General features: G+C 54.4%; 15 protein-coding genes and 1 pseudogene. 9 read left to right on the top strand and 7 right to left on the bottom strand.

The genetic code is table 11. The features are described 5' to 3' along the window. Positions 1-79: 79 nt before the first annotated feature. From JJB07_RS08350 to JJB07_RS08340, 3 genes and pseudogenes are all read left to right on the top strand, one after another. Positions 80-412 (top strand): hypothetical protein, encoded by a 333-nt coding sequence (locus JJB07_RS08350; RefSeq protein WP_201633541.1) that lies wholly within the window; start codon positions 80-82, stop codon positions 410-412. A 95-nt stretch (positions 413-507) separates the two neighbouring features. After that, positions 508-846 (top strand): annotated as a pseudogene (queF, locus tag JJB07_RS08345) (preQ(1) synthase); the annotation flags it as partial. A 291-nt stretch (positions 847-1,137) separates the two neighbouring features. Further along, complete coding sequence (locus tag JJB07_RS08340) at positions 1,138-2,763, top strand: peptide ABC transporter substrate-binding protein (protein WP_201633535.1); 1,626 nt, start codon at positions 1,138-1,140, stop codon at positions 2,761-2,763. 525 nt (positions 2,764-3,288) lie between these two features. Here the strand turns inward: JJB07_RS08340 and JJB07_RS08335 are convergent. Both JJB07_RS08335 and JJB07_RS08330 read right to left on the bottom strand, forming a co-directional pair. After that, complete coding sequence (locus JJB07_RS08335) at positions 3,289-4,953, bottom strand: S-layer homology domain-containing protein (protein ID WP_201633532.1); 1,665 nt, start codon at positions 4,951-4,953, stop codon at positions 3,289-3,291. Between the two features lie 15 nt (positions 4,954-4,968). After that, positions 4,969-8,673, bottom strand: coding sequence for a fibronectin type III domain-containing protein (locus JJB07_RS08330; RefSeq protein WP_201633528.1), 3,705 nt, complete (start codon positions 8,671-8,673; stop codon positions 4,969-4,971). A 115-nt stretch (positions 8,674-8,788) separates the two neighbouring features. Between JJB07_RS08330 and JJB07_RS08325 the strand changes: the two genes are divergently transcribed. Continuing rightward, complete coding sequence (locus tag JJB07_RS08325) at positions 8,789-10,297, top strand: tetratricopeptide repeat protein (RefSeq protein ID WP_236587894.1); 1,509 nt, start codon at positions 8,789-8,791, stop codon at positions 10,295-10,297. Positions 10,298-10,341: 44 nt separating this feature from the next. Here JJB07_RS08325 and JJB07_RS08320 read toward each other — a convergent pair whose 3' ends face one another. Next, a complete protein-coding gene (locus tag JJB07_RS08320; protein WP_201633522.1) occupies positions 10,342-12,090 on the bottom strand; it encodes an ATP-binding protein in 1,749 nt (582 codons plus the stop codon). Between the two features lie 143 nt (positions 12,091-12,233). Beyond that, on the bottom strand, positions 12,234-12,440 hold the full coding sequence (locus JJB07_RS08315) for a hypothetical protein (protein WP_201633519.1): 207 nt from the start codon (positions 12,438-12,440) through the stop codon (positions 12,234-12,236). Positions 12,441-12,784: 344 nt separating this feature from the next. Here JJB07_RS08315 and JJB07_RS08310 point away from each other — a divergent pair, with 344 nt between their 5' ends. After that, positions 12,785-13,531, top strand: a complete 747-nt coding sequence (locus JJB07_RS08310) for an ATP-binding cassette domain-containing protein (protein ID WP_201633516.1) — start codon at positions 12,785-12,787, stop codon at positions 13,529-13,531. Positions 13,532-13,663: 132 nt separating this feature from the next. Here JJB07_RS08310 and JJB07_RS08305 read toward each other — a convergent pair whose 3' ends face one another. Then, positions 13,664-13,864, bottom strand: coding sequence for a cold shock domain-containing protein (locus JJB07_RS08305; RefSeq protein ID WP_201633513.1), 201 nt, complete (start codon positions 13,862-13,864; stop codon positions 13,664-13,666). 159 nt (positions 13,865-14,023) lie between these two features. Here JJB07_RS08305 and JJB07_RS08300 point away from each other — a divergent pair, with 159 nt between their 5' ends. The 3 genes from JJB07_RS08300 (at position 14,024) to JJB07_RS08290 (ending at position 16,181) form a co-directional block, all read left to right on the top strand. After that, a complete protein-coding gene (locus tag JJB07_RS08300; protein WP_201633510.1) occupies positions 14,024-14,437 on the top strand; it encodes a S1 RNA-binding domain-containing protein in 414 nt (137 codons plus the stop codon). Positions 14,438-14,647: 210 nt separating this feature from the next. Further along, entirely contained in the window at positions 14,648-15,388 is a 741-nt protein-coding gene (locus JJB07_RS08295) for a hypothetical protein (protein WP_201633507.1), read from the top strand. 7 nt (positions 15,389-15,395) lie between these two features. Continuing rightward, the gene (locus tag JJB07_RS08290; RefSeq protein WP_201633504.1) at positions 15,396-16,181 is read left to right on the top strand and encodes a PRC-barrel domain-containing protein; all 786 of its coding nucleotides are present in this window, start codon (positions 15,396-15,398) and stop codon (positions 16,179-16,181) included. 50 nt (positions 16,182-16,231) lie between these two features. Here JJB07_RS08290 and JJB07_RS08285 read toward each other — a convergent pair whose 3' ends face one another. Then, complete coding sequence (locus tag JJB07_RS08285; RefSeq protein ID WP_201633501.1) at positions 16,232-16,504, bottom strand: hypothetical protein; 273 nt, start codon at positions 16,502-16,504, stop codon at positions 16,232-16,234. Between the two features lie 425 nt (positions 16,505-16,929). On the opposite strand from JJB07_RS08285, the gene speD reads away from it, so the two are divergent. After that, positions 16,930-17,307 carry an adenosylmethionine decarboxylase gene (gene speD / locus JJB07_RS08280; RefSeq protein WP_201633499.1) on the top strand — a complete coding sequence of 126 codons (378 nt, stop codon included), beginning with the start codon at positions 16,930-16,932 and terminating at the stop codon, positions 17,305-17,307. A gap of 183 nt (positions 17,308-17,490) precedes the next feature. Here the strand turns inward: speD and JJB07_RS08275 are convergent, their stop codons facing one another. Next, positions 17,491-17,940, bottom strand: coding sequence for an acyl-CoA thioesterase (locus JJB07_RS08275; protein ID WP_201633496.1), 450 nt, complete (start codon positions 17,938-17,940; stop codon positions 17,491-17,493). Positions 17,941-18,065 lie beyond the last annotated feature (125 nt).

Raw genomic sequence — 18,065 nt, 5'->3', positions numbered from 1 at the left:
CTTTTACTAAAACTCATCCAATACGGGCATCGTAGTGAAGGAACGTAAACTCGAACCCGCGTCAGGAGGAACAACACCCATGCAACAACAAATGCATCAACTCGAATCGGAGATCGCACGCCTGCAAGTGGAACTGCGCCAAGTCCGCCAGATGATCGGTTCCCTGATCCGCCACGAGCAAAACACCACCCGCATGATGTCCACTCAGTTGGGCAGCCAAGGATTCCCGCAACAAATGTACTTCGACCAACGCCAAGAAGAGTCTCAATTGCGCCAACTGCAACAATCGGCAGACCGCATGTACAGCCAACTCAGCCAAGCCGCTCCGACCTACCAACTCAACCAACACCAACCGCAAAAAGGCACCGGCATGAACCCGATGAACAACGATCCGATGCAACAACAATTCTAAGCCTGCCTCGTGCAGGCTGTTTTTGCCTTGACCGCATCCGTGCTCTGATATATATTGGAATTTAGACTTTTACACCTGCTTGGAGGTCCTTACATATGACTACTAAACCGTCCAAAGAATTGCATCCGGTTCCGAATCCGCATCCGAACCGCGACTACGAAGTGGAAATTCGCTGCCCGGAATTCACCGCGCTCTGCCCGGTCACCGGCCAACCGGATTTCGCAACCATCATCGTCCGTTACGTACCGGGCCCGAAGCTCATCGAGCTGAAATCCCTGAAACTCTACCTCTGGACGTTCCGTGAAGAAGGTCACTTCCACGAAGATGTGACCAACTTGATCCTCAACGATCTCGTCGAAGCACTCGACCCGCGTTGGATGGAAGTGGAAGGCGACTTCAACGTCCGCGGCGGCATCTACACCAAAGTCAAAGCGGAGCACAACCCGGAATTCCGCAAAACCCGCGGCTAATTCGGTCTTGGAAAAAGAGCCACTGTCCAAAGTGGCTCTTTTTTTTATTAGTTGCCATTCAAACGAAGTGGCGGTGGAGGTATTGAAGTTTTTCGAAGAGACCCGCTAATGGGTCTTTTTTTATTGTTGGCAAGGTTCGCAAGGTTGGGACATTTGGTACATTCGTTGACTAAAAATCCAGACTCCCCTATCATACTTCGTATACCTAACGCTAGAAATGATGAGAATACGATAGATTGTAGGAGGAGTAGCACTATGAACAAAAAATGGTTTGGCACCGCAATGGTGGCTGTCGTCATGGGGACCGTACTGGTCGGTTGCGGAAACAACGACGCGTCCGGGCAAAGCGACAACAGCGCCCAAGAATTGCACCTCACGATGGGGGATGACCTGCCGTCTGCAGACATCGCGCTGGCAACGGACCAGTATTCGTTCAACATCCTGTCCAACACCATGGAAGGCTTCGTGCGTCTCGACAAGGACGGCAAAGCAGTTCCGGGTCTCGCCACCAACTGGGACATCTCCCAAGACGGCAAAACCTACACGTTCCACCTGCGTGACGCGAAATGGTCGAACGGCGACGCTGTAACCGCCAACGATTTCGTCTACTCCTGGAAGCGCACCCTCGACCCGAAGACCGCATCGCAATACGCGTTCATGCTCTCCTCGGTCAAAGGCGCGAAGGAATACAACTCCGGCAAGGGCTCTGCCGACGAGATCGGCATCAAGGCTGTCGACGACAAAACGGTCGAAGTCACCCTGAACAACCCGACTCCGTACTTCCTGAACCAAATGGCGTTCCCGACCTTCTTCCCGCTCGACCAGAAGTTCGTCGAATCCAAAGGCAAAGACTTCGGAACCTCGGTGGAAACTTCGCTGTCCAACGGTCCGTTCAAGATCACGGACTGGAAGCATGAAACGAACGTCAACATCGAGAAAAACGCAGACTACTGGGATGTCGGCAACGTGAAGCTCCAGAAAGTCACGTTTGACGTCGTCAAGGACACCTCCGCGATGGTCAACATGTACGAATCCGGTCAAATCGACCGCGTGGGCCTCGTCCGTGACTTCATCGACCAATACAAGGACAAAGCGGACGAGTACTCCGTGGAGAACGAACTGACCAACGGCTACTTGATCTTCAACCCGGCGATCAAGGGCCTTGAAAACAGCAAGATCCGCACCGCGCTGACGTGGGCGGTCGACCGTGACATGTACGCGGACATCATCTACCACAACGGCACCAAGGGCGCGACCGGCTTCGTTCCGAACGGCACCTCGGACTCCGCAGGCGGCGACTTCCGCAAGACGGCAGGCGACACCCTGACCAAGCACACCGACGCAGAAGCGAAGCAAATGCTGCAAGACGGTCTGAAAGAAGCGGGGATGTCCGCTTCCGACCTCAAGCTGAAATTGCTGATCGACGATACTGACGTTGCCAAAAAAGCGGGCGAATTCCTCAAAGAACAATGGCGCACGAAGATCGGCGTTGATGTCGAGATCGAAAACGTACCGTTCAAACTGCGTCTGGAACGTGAACGCAAGGGCGACTACATCATCTCGTCCACCCTCTGGGGCGCGGACTACAACGACCCGATGACCTTCCTCGACATGTTCGTCACCAAAAACGAGTTCAACTCCGTCAACTACTCCAACCCGGAGTACGACAAGTTGATCAACGAAGCGAAGATCACGGCAGATCCGAAGCAACGCGCACAAGAACTTGTGGACGCAGAGAAGCTGCTCATGAAAGACATGCCGATCGGTCCGATCTTCTTCCGTGGCAAAGCGTATGCAACCAAGCCGTACGTCAAGGGCCTGATCTCGTTCCCGTTTGGCGTCGATTACGAACTCAAAACCACCTACATCCAAGGCAAGTAAGCCTCGTGAAAAAAGAGGCCGGAACGCGCACGAGCGCATCCGGCCTTTTTTTCTGTAATGTGAAGATTTCGTAAGGAATTTGTCGTCAGAGGGAGATAAGTCACGAAGATCGGGGGAGACTGCGAAAGGAGTCGAAATAACGGTGTTTGAATTATCTGAATGTTTGGATATACTAAACACAAGAAATCCCCCACGGCAAAGCGGTGAGGGGAGAGAGGAGGCAACGACCACCGAATATGTCCGATACTCGCGTTCTACATGGTGTGAATTTTCAACACGAGATGAAAGGAGCGCCTCAAGCAGAGACCAGCCCAATCACTTCCAACCTGTAAAAAGAGGGAGCGTGAGAGTCGAGTCGAACCTGCATCGGACGGATCTGTGGTAACAGGTCTATGATACGAACCAGTGATTAAAAAGGGTACCATCGCCAAGGAGCGAAGGTACCCTTTTTGCATATGGGGCTGTTTTTTCACGGGGTAAAAAAAGTACCACCGCCCGCAGGCGAATGGTACTTTTTTGTATGGATTAAATGAATTTCAGGTAGTTCAGCAAATTGTACAACATGTCCACGCTCTCCGCGCGGGTGGCGTTGCGTTGCGGTTCGATCTTGCCTGTGCTTGGCAAGATGCCGGTCTGGATCGCCAACGCCACGTCCTCGCGTGCCCAGCCCGAAATGTCGCTTGCGTCGTTGATACTGCCAAGGACGCGGGTGGTATCGACGAACGGGCGGGTCTGAACGTAGTTGAGACTGCGGGCGAGCAGGGCGGCCATCTGTTCGCGGGTGATCGAATCTTCCGGTGCGAACTGGATGGGCGTGTACCCGGCGATCAGGCCGAGGCTCGACCCGATGTTCACGTACTCGGTGAACCATTGGCCGTTCGGAATGTCGTAGAAATTCGAACTGCCGGTCTTGTCCGAAAGACCGAGCGCACGGACCATCAGCGTCGAGAATTCAGCGCGGGTGATCGGGCCGTACGGATCGAATTTGGTCGAGCTCTTGCCGCTGACGATCGCTTTGGCGGCGAGTTCGTGGATGCGGCCTTTGAGCGCGGTGTACGAAGTGTCATCGAACGACTTCACGTTCTGAATCGGGACATACAGGCCGGGTCCGGTGCGGGAGATCACGAGCTTGCCGTGGCCGACTGCGTCACGGAACATCGTAGACGGCGTCGGAACGAGGTGTCCGGTGTACGGTTGCAAGAACTGGGCGCTCGTTACATAGCCGCTTGTGAGTTTGGCGCCGGTCATGTCGAGCGAGCAACGGACGTAGGAGTTGCCGAAGTCTTTGATCGGCAGGCTACGGCCGCCGTAGTAGGCGTTGAGGCCGAACTCTACGGGCAACAGCAACGGAGACGTGCCGAGCGCTTGGTACTCGCCCAGCAGCGAGTTGGAGCGGGTGGCGTCTACGCGGTCAATGGTGAAGACCAGCGCGCCGTCGCCGTTGGATTTCACGTTGTCGAGCAGGACGCTCGGCACGGCGGCCAGCGGAAGGTCGAAGGAGCCGACCGACGTTGCGACGAGGATGTGTGCATTGTTGCCATAGGAACTGACCAACTGACGAAGGACGGCCGACGGCACGTTGACCGTGTTCTTGGTCGTGTCGGTCGGGACCGAGATCGTCAGGTAGGTCGTGGAGCTTTGGTTCGACATGATTTGGTAGTTCGCTTTGGTCGTGTCGAGCGTGACGTTTACGGCGTTGTTGATCGGCGTGGCATAGCTCAGACCGGTCTTGGTGTCATAGAGCACCGCTTGCTTCGCTCCGGCGTTCAACTCGCCTGTGAAGCGATACGCACCGTCGCCGACCGGCAGGACGGCGCCGCCGTGGTTCTGGCTTGCGGTGTACTTGAACGTGGAGATCTCGATATCGCCTTGGATGTGGATTTCCGCGTTGTAGGTACCGTCGGGTGCTGCGTTTGGCATGGACCATTGAAATTGGTAGCGTCCATAGTTGTCGGTCAGGGTCTGGTCCGCATAGTAGAGGCGGCCGTTTCCATCCTTGACGGTGAGAAACGCCGGCGTGCCGCCAAGCGCAAGACCATTAAGCGTGTAGACGCCGCTCGCAAGGACCCCTGAGCCTTGCTTTTGCAGGCTCAGGGTGGTGTCTGCGTGGGCAGCGGTGCTCCACGGAATGCCGGAGAGCAGGAGTCCCGCGGTCAGGCATCCGGTCAGAGTCATCCGTTTTAAGTTCATCGCGAGTCCTCCTACTTACAGGTTGAGCTCGGTGCGGTACACCGACGGAATAGACAGCGGAGTCTGGGTGTTTGCGTCTACGATAAACGCTTGCACCGAGATCGACTGGGTCGGTCCGTTGGCGTACGGGGTGTTGGCCCCGCCGAAGTCGAGTTTGATTTTCTTGCTTTCATAGCCGATGAAGGAGAGGGATTGCTCTTGCTGTTCCACAAATTCTCCGTTGCGTCGGATGATCAAGATCACTTTTGCCGTGCGTGCATTCGGGTCCATGTTGGAGATGTTCCATTCGCCGTGGTACGTGCCGTTGCGCATCGCCGGCACGTTCAGGAAGCCGATCGAACTCTTGAACGGATGGACGGTGAAATTCATCGGCACGGTGGTGATGCCGTCTGTGGAGACGGCGACTTTGTGAACGCCGGGCAACAGACCGGACGGCATCATGAACGTCAAAGTTTTGTCATCATAGCTCGACGGTGCAAGCGGCGAACGGTTGTCGACAATGATGCGCGAGTTGCTCGTGAAGCCGCTACCCTTGAGAGTCATGGTGAAGGAAGAACTCGAGTAAGTGACTTCCGGTGTGCTCAACGAGGAGATTTCCGACTTCGGAGCATCGCTTTGCACCGTGATCTGTGTCGTCAAGTCTCCGTTCGATCCGGTGTGTACTTTCAGCGTGTAGACACCCGGATTGAGGTTGCGGGTCAAACGAACATCGAGACGAGTGGAACTGTACAGCGTCGTTTGCTTGACGGCGTTCGGGAGGATGCCGTTGTTTTGATCGTAGAGCGTGACGTCGCTTTGGAGAATTCCGCTCATCTGGGTGTTGCGACCGACGACGGTCACAACTTGCGTGTCGTTGGACGAACCTTGTTGCAGATGAGACGGTGCCGCTGCGATTCCCACGTCACGAGGTGTGAAGCCCGGACCGCTGCCCGTGTTGTTGCTTGCGTCGAGGAGGATACTCGGCGAGCCGATTTCATTGCGCAGAGCGGTGATGCGGACTTTGTACGATTGCGAATCGGAGAGGCCGTTGAGGACCAAGAATCCGGTGCCCGGATCTGCGTACTGCGGTTCGCTCCATGAAGTTTTGCCGTTCGCCATCACTTCGACCGCGATGGCGGTCGGTGTCGTCGTGGTCGGGTCGGACCAAGAGACGTTCAGGCGGTTGACGCCCGGCGTTACGTTTGCAAGGAACACGTTCGAGATCGGGATCATCGAAATTCCGTTGGCGCCGCCGAGATCGAGGCCGGTTGACGCTTTGCCGGAGCTCGTCATCGTGATCAGTCGCACTTGGTACGATTGATTTGAATCCAGACCCGTGAAGATCGTCTCGTTGGTGCCTTTGTTGACAAATCGTTCAGACGAGTAGGAGGTGTCGCCGACTTTCTTGATCGCCACCAACGTTTTCGCGTAGTCGTTGTTGACCGGATCGGAGAAACGAACGGTCATCGACGTGGTGTTCGGAATGGCGATGGCGTTGCGAACTTCATTGGAAGGTTGGTTGCTTCCGGAACCGATCAAATAGCCTGCGCCGTTGTTGTTCAAATTGATCCCGGTTGATTCGTTGCCATAGTTGTCCACGGTCGTGATGCGAACCGTATAGAGGGCCCCCGGAACCAAGTCACGAATCGTCGTGCCGTTGCTGCCGCGCACGACGGCAACCGGGTTGATCGAATCGGTGGAGTTCATTTTCTGTACATAGACGTTGGCGAGGTTGAAATCGGTATCCGTCGGTTCGGTGTACGAGATCACCAGCGAGTTCATGTAGACGTTGGCTCCTGCTTCCGTCACTTCGTGCGGCGCATAGCGGTCGCCGCCGATGATGTTGTAGCCGTATCCGCTGTTGTCATAGATTACGCCAGGAGATTCTACATTGCGGGCGGAATCGAACACGACGAGTTTGAAAAAGTAATCCTTCGACGAAGACAGGCCCGTCGCCGTAAAGCGCTGGTTGCGCTTGTCGACTTTGCCCAAGAGGCGCCAGGACGGGAATTGAGAGCGTTCGGCGAGGAAGACTTCGACGTGCGAGCCGTTGCTCGTCGCAGCGTCCCATGTCACGTCGAGGTTGGAGCCGTCCGTGGCGAGCACTTTGACGTTGCCGACTTCAGTCGGGAGCGAGCTGCCGGTGCCGGAGACGTAGTAGCCGGAACTGTTGTTGTTGTAGGTTTTGAGGCTCTGCATCAGACCGAACGAATCCACAACGCGCATGTCGAGTTGGTAGAGACCGCGCGGCATGTCGCGAAGCGAAGCGGTCTTGGTGCCCAAGTTCGAGAGGCTGGTCGGTTTGTAGTCTGCAGAATTGGTCGAGTTGACCGGTGCGTAGTACATCTTGAAGCGGTTGAAGTTGACGGAAGAGACGGCGTCAGAGAGCCAAGTCATCTGAAGCCCGCCACTGACTTCTTGCGCAATGCTTACGTTGGTCAAATCGGAGATGTCGCTCAGCGAATTCGTGCGGAACGTGTTGGCTTGCGTGCCGGAGGTCTCGTAGCCGAGTTGGTCGACGGACGTCGCTTTCAGCGTGTAGTCGATTCCCGGTGTGAGGCCGTTCAATTGGAAGTTCTGCAAGCCTTTGTCCGCACGTCCGACCAAGATCCAGTCTGGGGACAACGGGCTTTTCAAGTAAAAGTTGACGTGGTGAAAGTCTGTCGCCGTCGGGTCATACCATGTGATATACGCACTGGTGTCAGACGCGACAGAGACTCTCAACTGGGACACATCGCTTGGCGGGACAATATCTGCCGTATAGCCGTATCCGTTGTGATTGTCCACCTGGTAGTTCCAGTTGCCGTTTACATCGAGCTTGGTGAAGCGGAAGTCATAGCGTTTCGCCGTGTTCATCGGCGAGAGCGTGGCAGTCTGGACCCCTTTGGCGACTACGAAGCCGTCCGACCAATTGGTTGTGCCGTGCTCCGCATACTGGACGGTGATGAGGCTCAAGTCGGAGAGCGCCGGGTTGGTCGGGTAGTCCGGGTTGATCGGATCGCGCCAGTTCAGCACGAATCCGTTCGGAATCGTGGAGACGTTCAAATTGGTGATGTCGCCCGGCGGCGTGGTATCGACCGCTTTGTAGCCGAGGCCGCCGTTGGTCAACTCCACTCCGTCTGTGCGGGAGCCGTTCGTTTTTGTGGCATAGATCATGATCTTGTAGGTTTTGTTGTTCGGTAAATTCTTGATCGTGTAGGTGCCCACGCCACGAGGAACGTGAACCGGCGACACGTAAGAATTCTGATCGATAAGACTATACTGAATGACAATGTCGTTGATTTCGAGGGCGCTTGGATCGTTCCAATCGACACGAATATCGTCATTGGCCCCCGGTGTGACGGTGATGTTGGTCGGATCGTAGCTGGTCAGGACGTTGAGGTTGACCGTCGTTTGGGTGTACGAGACGATCAGCATCGTGTACTTTCCGGACGCAAGCCCCGGTTGCAACGTAAAGTTCAGATGTTTGCTGTCCACCACTTGGACCCCTGCGATCGCATTTGTGTCTTGGTTTCTGGAATCAAACAGATAGACACGCGTATCGCTTCTGAATTTGTACAGATCGGTCCCGGTCAGCGTGACGGTGGTCGGCGGATATCCGATCACAAAGTCACTTCTGGACAAAGAGATCAGTTCGGCGGCTGAGACACGTTCCGCAAACCCGGGGAGCAGGCCTAAGAGCAGGGTGAGAACGGTCAGCAGGGCGATCGCGAGACGCGATGTGCGACGGTGCTGAGCCAACACGGTTTCCTCCTTTGGTATTAAATTTCTAAATTACCTGTACGTACTTCGTCAATGAGCGGGTTGAATCCTGTCAGATGTTAGGGTTTTTGGTCGGTTTTTTCTGGAAAGGGGGATGTTGCGTGTGTTGCGTGTGCTGATGTTGCCGTGGAGTTTGCCGGACTCACAAGGGGAGAGAATGTGCGCCTATGCGCGCCAAATTCCCCGCTATTTAAGTTTACGACTGGAAGCGATGGAGAAGCTCGAGGCCGTTTTTGCCCCGTTCTGTTTGGATGGGGATGACGGCCCGCAGTTGGTGATCTCCGGGCAGACGCAGCAGGTGGCAGAGCTTTGTGAAATTGGCGAGCAGTACGAGGCGGATTTCGTGGTCGGCGGGGAATTGGTGTTGGCCGATGAGGACGCACGGATCGGATTGCAAGTGGTTGAAGTGAGGAGCGGACGCGAAACGTCGCGCACGGTGATTGGATCGCTTGGCGAATGCCGAGCGTTTTTTGCAACGGTCTTGCAAGAGATGCTGGCGGAGATCGAGCCGCAGCGAGCGCACTTGGCTCCCGGATGCGAGGACCTCTCGCCGCGTTGGGAAGCGAATGCGGCGTTTTTTGGAGCCTTGGATCGGATGCTGGCATCCGAAGTGGGGGAGGAGATCCAGCGCGAGGACGTGTTCGAGGATTTTTTCGAAGCGGTCGAGCAAGACCCGACGTGGGAGGAAGGCGCGGAACAATTGATCGGGGCTGCGCTCGATGTCGGACTTGAGGAAGAGTTGGCGTTTGGCGTGCGGACGTTGGAACGCTTGGTGGGCGTCAGACCGCAGATGCACAAAGCATGGGAAGCACTCGGATGGCTGTACCATGCGGACGGACGAGTGCAAGACGTCATTCGTGTCATGGAGCAAGCCCGCGAACTCGCGCCGCTTGCGTTCAACTCGCATCATCGTTTGAGTTCCGCCTATCGAGAGTCTCGGCGATTTGCAGAAGCGGAAGCCCAACTGCGACTTGGCTTGGTCAGCGACCCCGACAACATCCCGTTGCTCAACGAACTGGGTGTCGTACTCGGCGAATGCGACCGCCATGAGGAATCGGCGACCCTCTTCCGTCGTTTGGTCGAACTCTCCCCGATCTCGGGAGCGTTTCATGCCAATCTCGCCGTCACGTTGCAGAGGCTGGGCCGGTTGGAAGAAGCGGAAACGGCGTTTCAAAACGGGATGCGGGCCCTCGACCCGCACTGGAATGTCTATGTGAATTACGCCGAGCTCTTGGCGGAGTCGGGACGACCGCTGGAGTGGGTGCAGGTGTTATTTGAAGGAGTTCGAGCGCTCGTCGAGCGACCGGATGAGCGGATCGACCTCGCCACACGCCTCGTCGATGGGGTGCATGGCTGGCTTGGCGAACAAGCGCCGCCGCCCGATGTGCAAAAAAAAGGCCGCAGTTGGCTGATCGGCCTCTTGGAATCGCTTCTTGAAACGCTTCCCGAGCACCAGAGTTCGTGCGTCGTGCTCTCCGAACTCTACCACCTCGACGGACGTCCTCAGCAAGCGTTGGAATGTCTGATGAAAGTGGCGGAGCGTGACCCGGACAACATCTGGCTGCGCATGCACATCAACTCTCTGCGAGCGGGGTTGGAATAAAAAAAGGAACCGGACCGCCGTTGCGGTTTGGTTCCTTTTTTCACTCAGCTCGGGAGCAAGATGCGAAACGCGGTGCCGACGCCGAGTTCGGTGGTGACTTGCAAGGTGCCGTTGTGCTCCTCGATGATCTTCTTGGAGATAAAAAGTCCGAGACCCGTCCCCGTGTGCTTCGTGGTGTAGAACGGAGAGAAGATTCGCGCGAGATGTTCAGGCTGGATGCCTGGTCCCGTATCTTGCACGAGCAGACAGACGCCGTCGGGCGTCTCTTCGAGACTGAGCGTCAGCAGGCCGCCGCCCACTTCGCTCATCGCTTCCATGGCGTTGCGGGCGAGGTTGATCAAGACTTGCTTCAGCGAATTCGTGTTGGCGGTCAAAAACGGATCGGTGTCCGGCAGACGAAGCTCAATCTGAATTCCCTTGAGATTGGCCTCGCTTTGCAACAGCGTGTATGTATTATGAAGGAGTGTGCCGATCTGAATGGGTTCCTTGGCGCCGTTGTCCATGCGGGAGAAGTTCAAGTATTCGGTGATGATGCCGTTGATGCGCTTGAGGTCTTCTTCCATGACCGACAAGTACATGGAGTGCGTGTGCTTGGGGTCGATCTCCCGGGCCATCAATTGCAAGAAACCTTGGACGCTGGTCATCGGGTTGCGCACTTCATGCGCGATGGAGGCGGCCATCTGGGAGACGGTCTCCAACTGGTCGTTGCGCCGCATCGTTTCTTGCAACTCCACTTCTGCGGAACGGTCTTGGTAGAGCAAGAGCATGCCCATGTGGGCAGACGTCGCGTCCCGAAGCGGGGTCGCTGTGATTTGGAGATGGCGCACGCCGCCCTCCTTCATGGGGAACTCGAACTGGGCGAACCTGCTCTCGTCAGCGGCCAGAGCTTGTCGAGCCAGTTGGCAAGAAAGGCCTGCTTCAAGCGGTACGATCTGCCCAAGTCTCTGCCCGACCATCGTGGAATTCTCCAAACCAAACATCTCGGCGAACGAGTCGTTGGTGTAGGAGACCTCAAAGTCGAGGTCGGTGACGACGACTCCGTGGTGCAGGGAGTTCAAAACGAAGGAATGTTGTTGCTGCAAGATGCGTAATTGATGGGAAGGTGAGATGTCTTCGATGAACAGGATGAAGCCGGCCGGTTCTGTGAGCTGGTTGCCCGTTAGCGGAAATCCGGTGACCAGCACGGGAAGCAGCGCATCGTCAACGGTGCGCAAGAAGCCGGAATTGCGTTTCAGCGTCCCTTGCGCCGTTCCGTGCGTGGAGAACCAAGTCTCCGCCCCGTCTTGGACGAACAACGATTGAAACGCTTCCTCCTGCTTGTTGTAGAGCTCTTGAGCAGATCGTTTGGCCATTTGCAAAAAAACGGGATTGGCGTAGACGATCGACTGACGGCGGGCGAGAAACAACACGCCAAACGGCGCATGCTCAAAGCACTGGCGCATGATGTTGCGCTGAACATCGAGCGATTGCAACAAATGGTAGACAGAGGGGGGGACTTTTCTCGGTTCGCCATGCACGTGCTCGACCCCTTCGTCCATAAAGGGCGTGATCAATTGCACGAGCGTGTCGGAGTCGAGATTTTTCGATTTGCGACGTGCGGCGTTGATGAAAAACAAAAGCGTGGTGAGCACAAAAACCGAGGTGAATCCCCATTCCGTAAGCGCCCCCCAAGGCGTTTCGGACGAATTCCGCAGCAGGTGAACGCACGCCTTGGCTTTCAACACCAAGGAGCCTGTCCCGGCTACCAGCAAAACGAAGAGGCCAAACCGCGTCCAACCTCTGGAAGCATACACGATATCCCCTCCCCAAAAACTCTCGATATCGGAATCACTTTTTCTTTGGTCTTATTCTTATTTTTATATGTATTATTATTTACAAGAATTTAATCATAGTCAAGGGAAGACGCCACAAAGTTTGTTGCGTCTTCCCTTGAAATTTAGGCGAGATGTTGTCGTTTGGACATCGTGTCGTTGACTTTTTGTTGATCGGCCTCAATGTCGAGGAGGTCGCGGTTGATCTGATCCAGCTTCTGCAACAGACCTTTGCGACGGTTCTGCAGGTGGTAGTCCAGGTCCTCCAGTTCCTCGTCCTTCAATTGATCCAAATCGCGTTTGCGGAGAAACGCGCTGCTTAGTTGTGTCATCTCTCATGCCTCCCTTCGACAAAGTATTCGAAAAGAGGGACGGGGGATTGTCCATATAGTTCGATGGAATGATTGGAAACCCTTTACCTTGTAAACAAAATTTTTTCGACACGTAAAGGGTCAAAAAAGTCGATTGTTGGCAATATGAATCTAGTCTATAATACATATTGACTAATAGGAGGAGGCTTTTTTGCAAAATGTTTGCGGAAAAGTGAAACCGAATGGGGGTCTCAAGCGTCTAAATAGTCAATGACGCTAAACTTGAGTACATAGCCAACTGTATTTATATGTACGGTCTACGCAGTCATGAAGGGGAAGAGCTAGAAAACGGGGGTGTTGTTGCAATGATGATCGAAGTTAACGGTCTGCAATTCGAGACGGGTTTCAACGCAGTGTTGGGTCCGCGTGGTGCGGGGAAGACACGGCTTTTGAAGCAGATCATCGAGTCGGACGCTGCTCACGCGTCGGGCGAGGTGTGTTACGTCACGCAGGAGTTGGAGGCTTTTGAAACATATACCGTGTTGGATTATCTGCTGGAGACAGGAGTTACGCCGGATCTCGTGTTGGACGCGATGAGTCGGATGCGCTTGACCGCGTATGCCGAGCGAACGGTTGGAAATCTGCCGAAGTTGGCGAAGGCCCAAGCGTTGGTCGCGCGCGCACTGTTGCACGATCCGAAGCTTCTGTTGCTCGATGAAGTGCTCAACGGCTTGAGCGAGTCGGAACGCTTGTTCATCGGTCACTTCCTGCGCGAGCTTGCCAAGGACCGCGTCGTCGTCGTTGCCGACGCACCGGACCATGCTGTAGAAGGACTGCTCGACAAAGTCTGCCTCCTCCATCCCGGCAAGGACGCGGTCGTCGTCGACACCCACACGGCGTATGAGTGGGTCGAGGGCAAAGTTTTCGTCTACTTGACCGAGGAAGTGCCGTCCGAAGACGGTCGCTTGGTGCTCGCGTTGAAGCAAGACGAGACGCATGTCTGCGTGCGCGAGATTGCGAAATGTGTGCCCGAGGGTGAAGTCAGCCATGTTTCGCCGACCCTGCATGACGCGTATTTGTGGTGGGCGGAGCAACAAGAAGGCACTTTGTGAGCTACACGTTCTAATAAAAAGTCTCCGGCGAGGTGAGTCGCCGGAGACTTTTTTGCTGTGTGTTCCTCTTCGCAGTAGAAAACGTCCAGTTCCTTTATAGTAAACGAAACGTTCTCGTGGAGTGCGTGGGAATTAAGCGTGCTTGGTTACGTTCGCAGCTTGCTTGCCGCGCGGGCCGTCGATGATTTCGAACTCAACTTTTTGGCCTTCGTCGAGGGTTTTGAAGCCTTCGGTTTGGATTGCGGAGAAGTGAACGAACACGTCTTCGCCGCCTTCTTGCTCGATAAAACCGTACCCTTTTTCTGCGTTGAACCATTTAACAGTACCTTGCATGTAATGCTACCTCCTCGAAACCTGCCTTAGGACAGGTTGATACACTAAATTGTAGCAAAAAAGACATGTTGATTTCAAATCATTTTTTTGTGGTGTTTGTGCGAAAGAAATTGTATAATAGGAAACATCTTTTGTTTGTCAAAAAAGGAGCGTTGCAATTTGTCTATCACAGTCGGTTCTGTCGTTGAAGGTAAAGTCACGGGTATTAAATCGTTTGGTGCATTTGTGGAAGTTGCCGAGGGCCAAACCGGTCTCGTCCACATCTCCCAAGTTTCTCATACCTTCGTCAATGATATCAACGACGTTCTCAAAGTCGGCGATGTTGTTCAAGTTAAGGTTTTGAACGTAGAGGGCGGCAAGATCTCCCTTTCGATCAAAGAAACCCAACCGAAGCCGGAAGGTTCTAACGACCGTCCGCGCCGTGGCGGCGGTACCAACAACAAAGGTCCGAAGGGCGCAGGTAAGAAGGGTTCTTCCGCACCGATGTCCTACAAGACCGAAGGTTCTAACGAACCGTTCAACACCATGGAAGATCAGCTTCTTGAATGGAAAAAGAAAGCTGGCATGGCGTAAGCGAGGGTTTCTTCCTTGCAAAAAACACCCCGGACTCTCAGGAGTCCGGGGTGTTTTTTTATGGATTGAAGGTAGGACTAAAGGTGTGTGGGGGTTGTTTTAAAATAATCCTTTTGTCTCACGCGCAAACTTGTGGGGGAGATTAAGATAGAAGTTAATCATGAGGCGCACCGTTTCTTTAACTTGTGTGTTGGGAGGCCGCGACTTGCAATGTTTGTGACCTATGCATTGGCTGTTGGCTTGTCTCTGGCGTGTACGGGGTTGTATCAGGAGGTATCGTATTACCGAAATTGGTCGGTGGCGATGCGTTGGTTGGGGAGTTTGGTCGTCGCGCTGGTGACGTTCGCACTGGTTCCGCTGCTGGCCCCGCAAGTGTCACACCTCGCGCTGGCCGCGACATGCTCCTGTGCCATCCTCGCGCTAAGCCTCTGCCGCAATACTACATATGAAGATCAAGAACAAGCACCTGTACTTATAGGACAAGAACCAGAAGTAGAAGCAGAACCTGAGGTAGAAGCAGAACCTGAGGTAGAAGCAGAACCTGAGGTAGAAGCAGAACCTGAGGTGGAAGCAGAACCTGAGGTGGAAGCAGAACCTGAGGTGGAAGCAGAACCTGAGGTGGAAGCAGAACCTGAGGTGGAAGCAGAACCTGAGGTGGAAGCAGAACTTGAGGTAGAAGCAGAACCTGAGGTAGAAGCAGAGCCTGAGGTGGAAGTAGAAGTAGTTCCTGTTGAGGCACCTGTTGTGGAGGCTGTGTCTCCTGAGTGGTTGAATGAAAAAATCACGGAGGGGTACATGGCGAAGGCGACGGGGGAGTTTTGCCAGGCTGTGCTGGCGTTCCAAGAAGCTCGTATGTATTGTTCCGAGGCGAGCTTGTCCGCGATGCTGGATGAGGAAATTGCCGATTGTTATCTACAGGATGCATCCGAAGAATTGAAGCAAGGGGCGTAATGTGTCTATGAAAAGCACTGAACAAATTCAAGGTCTCCCGATCTTCTCCCTCACCGAAGGCGCCGAGATCGGCCGCGTCAAACAACTGGTACTCGAACCGTCCTCCGGTTCCGTCCGACTCCTCCAAGTCGACAACGACCAAGATGCCATCGGGGTTCACGTTCTCCCGTATGAATCTGTCATCGGTGTCGGCGATTTTGCCGTGACCGTTGAATCAAGCGAGTCTATCCGCGACCTGCACGACGTCGCCGGAGCACGCGAACTCGTTCTGCTCGGCTACAAGATCATCGGCACCCGCGTGCTCTCTCGCAAGGGTCAACTGATGGGCGTCGTCCAAGAATACTATGTAGAAGAGGAAACCGGCTCCGTCACCGCCTGCACGTTCGCAGAGCACAGCAACACCGAGTCGGTCCGCGTGTTTCACCGTGACAACATCATGACCTTCGGACGCGACGTCCTCGTCATCAAGGACGAGTCTCGCATCTTCGATTCGCTCCAAGACGAGCCGGCCCCGCAAGACAACGTCATCCCGCTCACAGCATCGCTTGAAGTCACGCACGCAGCCCAAGAAACGGCAGCGACCCGTACGGACGCTGCAAGCCCGCAAGGAGCCGAAGCACCGACTCCCGGTGGCCAGTACGCCTACTTGATCGGCAAGCAGTTGCGTGAAGACTTGACCGACGACGGGGGCAACGTTCTTGCGACCCGTGGCACCGAAATCACCGAAGCGCTGATCGAGACCGTCAAACAAGCCGGTCCGGCGCTGTTCATGAAATTGAACCGCCTCACCTAAGTTGCAGGAGGAAGAACCCCAGGGCCGAGAGCTCCCTGGGGTTCTTTTTTCTAGTGCTTGTGTTGGAAACTCACCGTGTCGGACGTCAAGTTGTTCTCCATAAAGAACTCCTCGATGTCAAACTCGTCTCCGTTGGCTTCAAAAAACAACCCGTCTTCGTCCTTCTTGGCCAGAATGCCGGTGCCGACGCTGTTGATCGTCACTTCCACCGGACCCGACTTCGGGTTCTCTTCGTAGTGATCCCAGATCGACTGGCACAACTCGTCGAGGTGAGCACCGACTTCGCCGTGCAACTCGCCCTCATGCAACTCTCCATGTTCCATTGTGCATCCTCCTCCCTTTGCTCGTAGTATGCTCGAAATCTGGTTCGCTAATTTCCACAAAATCTTTACAAACGCGGATGGCAAAAGAAGTTTCACGCACATAAGATACGCGTGGAAGCGTGGATTTGGCTCATACAACGAAATCTCGACATATTGAATAAATATTCGTCATTTATCGACAAGAAAGCCCTTTCATGCACTCGATATACCTCTCAGAAATTTCTCCGGAAAAACTTTTGAGAAACCTATTGAAGTTCCCTTGGAAACATGATATTCTCTTTGCTGTTGAGTCAAGAACAATAGGAACCAGGATTCACTGAAAAGGGTTGGGACCTCTTTGGACTAACCTTCCCCCCTAGTGAATGACGTAGGTCCTAGCGAACAATGACGAAAAATTGTTTGATAGGAAGGGGGCCGAGAGGTAGATGATGGAAGAATACTCTACTTTCGGGAGACATTGTGCTGTAGACGCGTGGGGTATCGATTTTGAATTGATCAACAATGCGGAGTTCCTCAAGTCCCGCATGGTCGAAGCAGCTGAGAAATCGGGAGCACACGTTCTGTCTGTGCAGTACAAGCAATTCGAACCGCAAGGCGCTACCGTTCTTGTATTGTTGTCTGAGTCGCATCTGTCGATCCACACGTACCCGGAGAAAGGCTTTGCAGCTATGGATTGCTACACCTGTGGCGATACCGTTGATCCGGAAGTGGCAATTAACTACTTGCTTTCGATCCTCAAACCGGAGACAGCATACCCGAAACTCCTCAAGCGTGGGGAAGGGCCGATCGAGATCATTCGATAAGCTGTCCACGACCAGAGCCTGTTCGTTCTGAACTTGTTCTGACAAGTAAATATTTTTTGAGAATCTACACGCGACCGTATCGCGGATTCTCACTATGGGAGGTGGTCCCTTTCGCCAAGAGACGTGACGAAAGGGGCTTTTTCTTTTTTCAAGACCCTCCCGCTACATAAAAAAGCGACCGTGTCAGACGGTCGCAAACTTGGATTCCAACTCTTCGATGCGCTCCGCCAGATCGTCTGGCAAGGGAGTGCTTTTTTGCATGTTGGCGTCGAAAAAGACGACCGTGGAACGAGCGGTGCAACAGAGCAGTTGCTTGTCCTCGTTGACGATGGCGTACTCCATGTCAAGCGACGAGGATCCGATGCGTGAGACGCGCAAGTAGATGCGCAGGCGGTCGTTGTAATAGGCCTGTGCTTTGTAGTCGATCGATTGACCGGCGAGCACGAACGTTTTGCGCTCCTTGATGAGCAACTCCGGCGTGAAGACGTCCAGGGACTCCATAAACTCGGCGCGGGCTTGCTCCATGTAGATGATCGGGGAGACGTGGCTCATGTGGCCGTTCATGTCCGTTTCTGCAAAGCGGACTTTGACAAGCGAATAAAAGCGAAACCCATCTAGAAATTCTGCGCTCATTGCGGGACCTCCAAAGAAACTGAATTAGACTATGTAGTACAAATACCACTCCTCCCAATATAGCCCTGCAGAAAAGCAAGGTCAAGACGGGGTTCCCACCATTTTTCAGCTCCTAACGCGCGGCG

The organism is Tumebacillus amylolyticus (genome assembly GCF_016722965.1).
GTDB classification, from domain to species: Bacteria; Bacillota; Bacilli; order Tumebacillales; family Tumebacillaceae; genus Tumebacillus; species Tumebacillus amylolyticus.
This window is presented reverse-complemented; position numbering and strand designations above follow the sequence as displayed.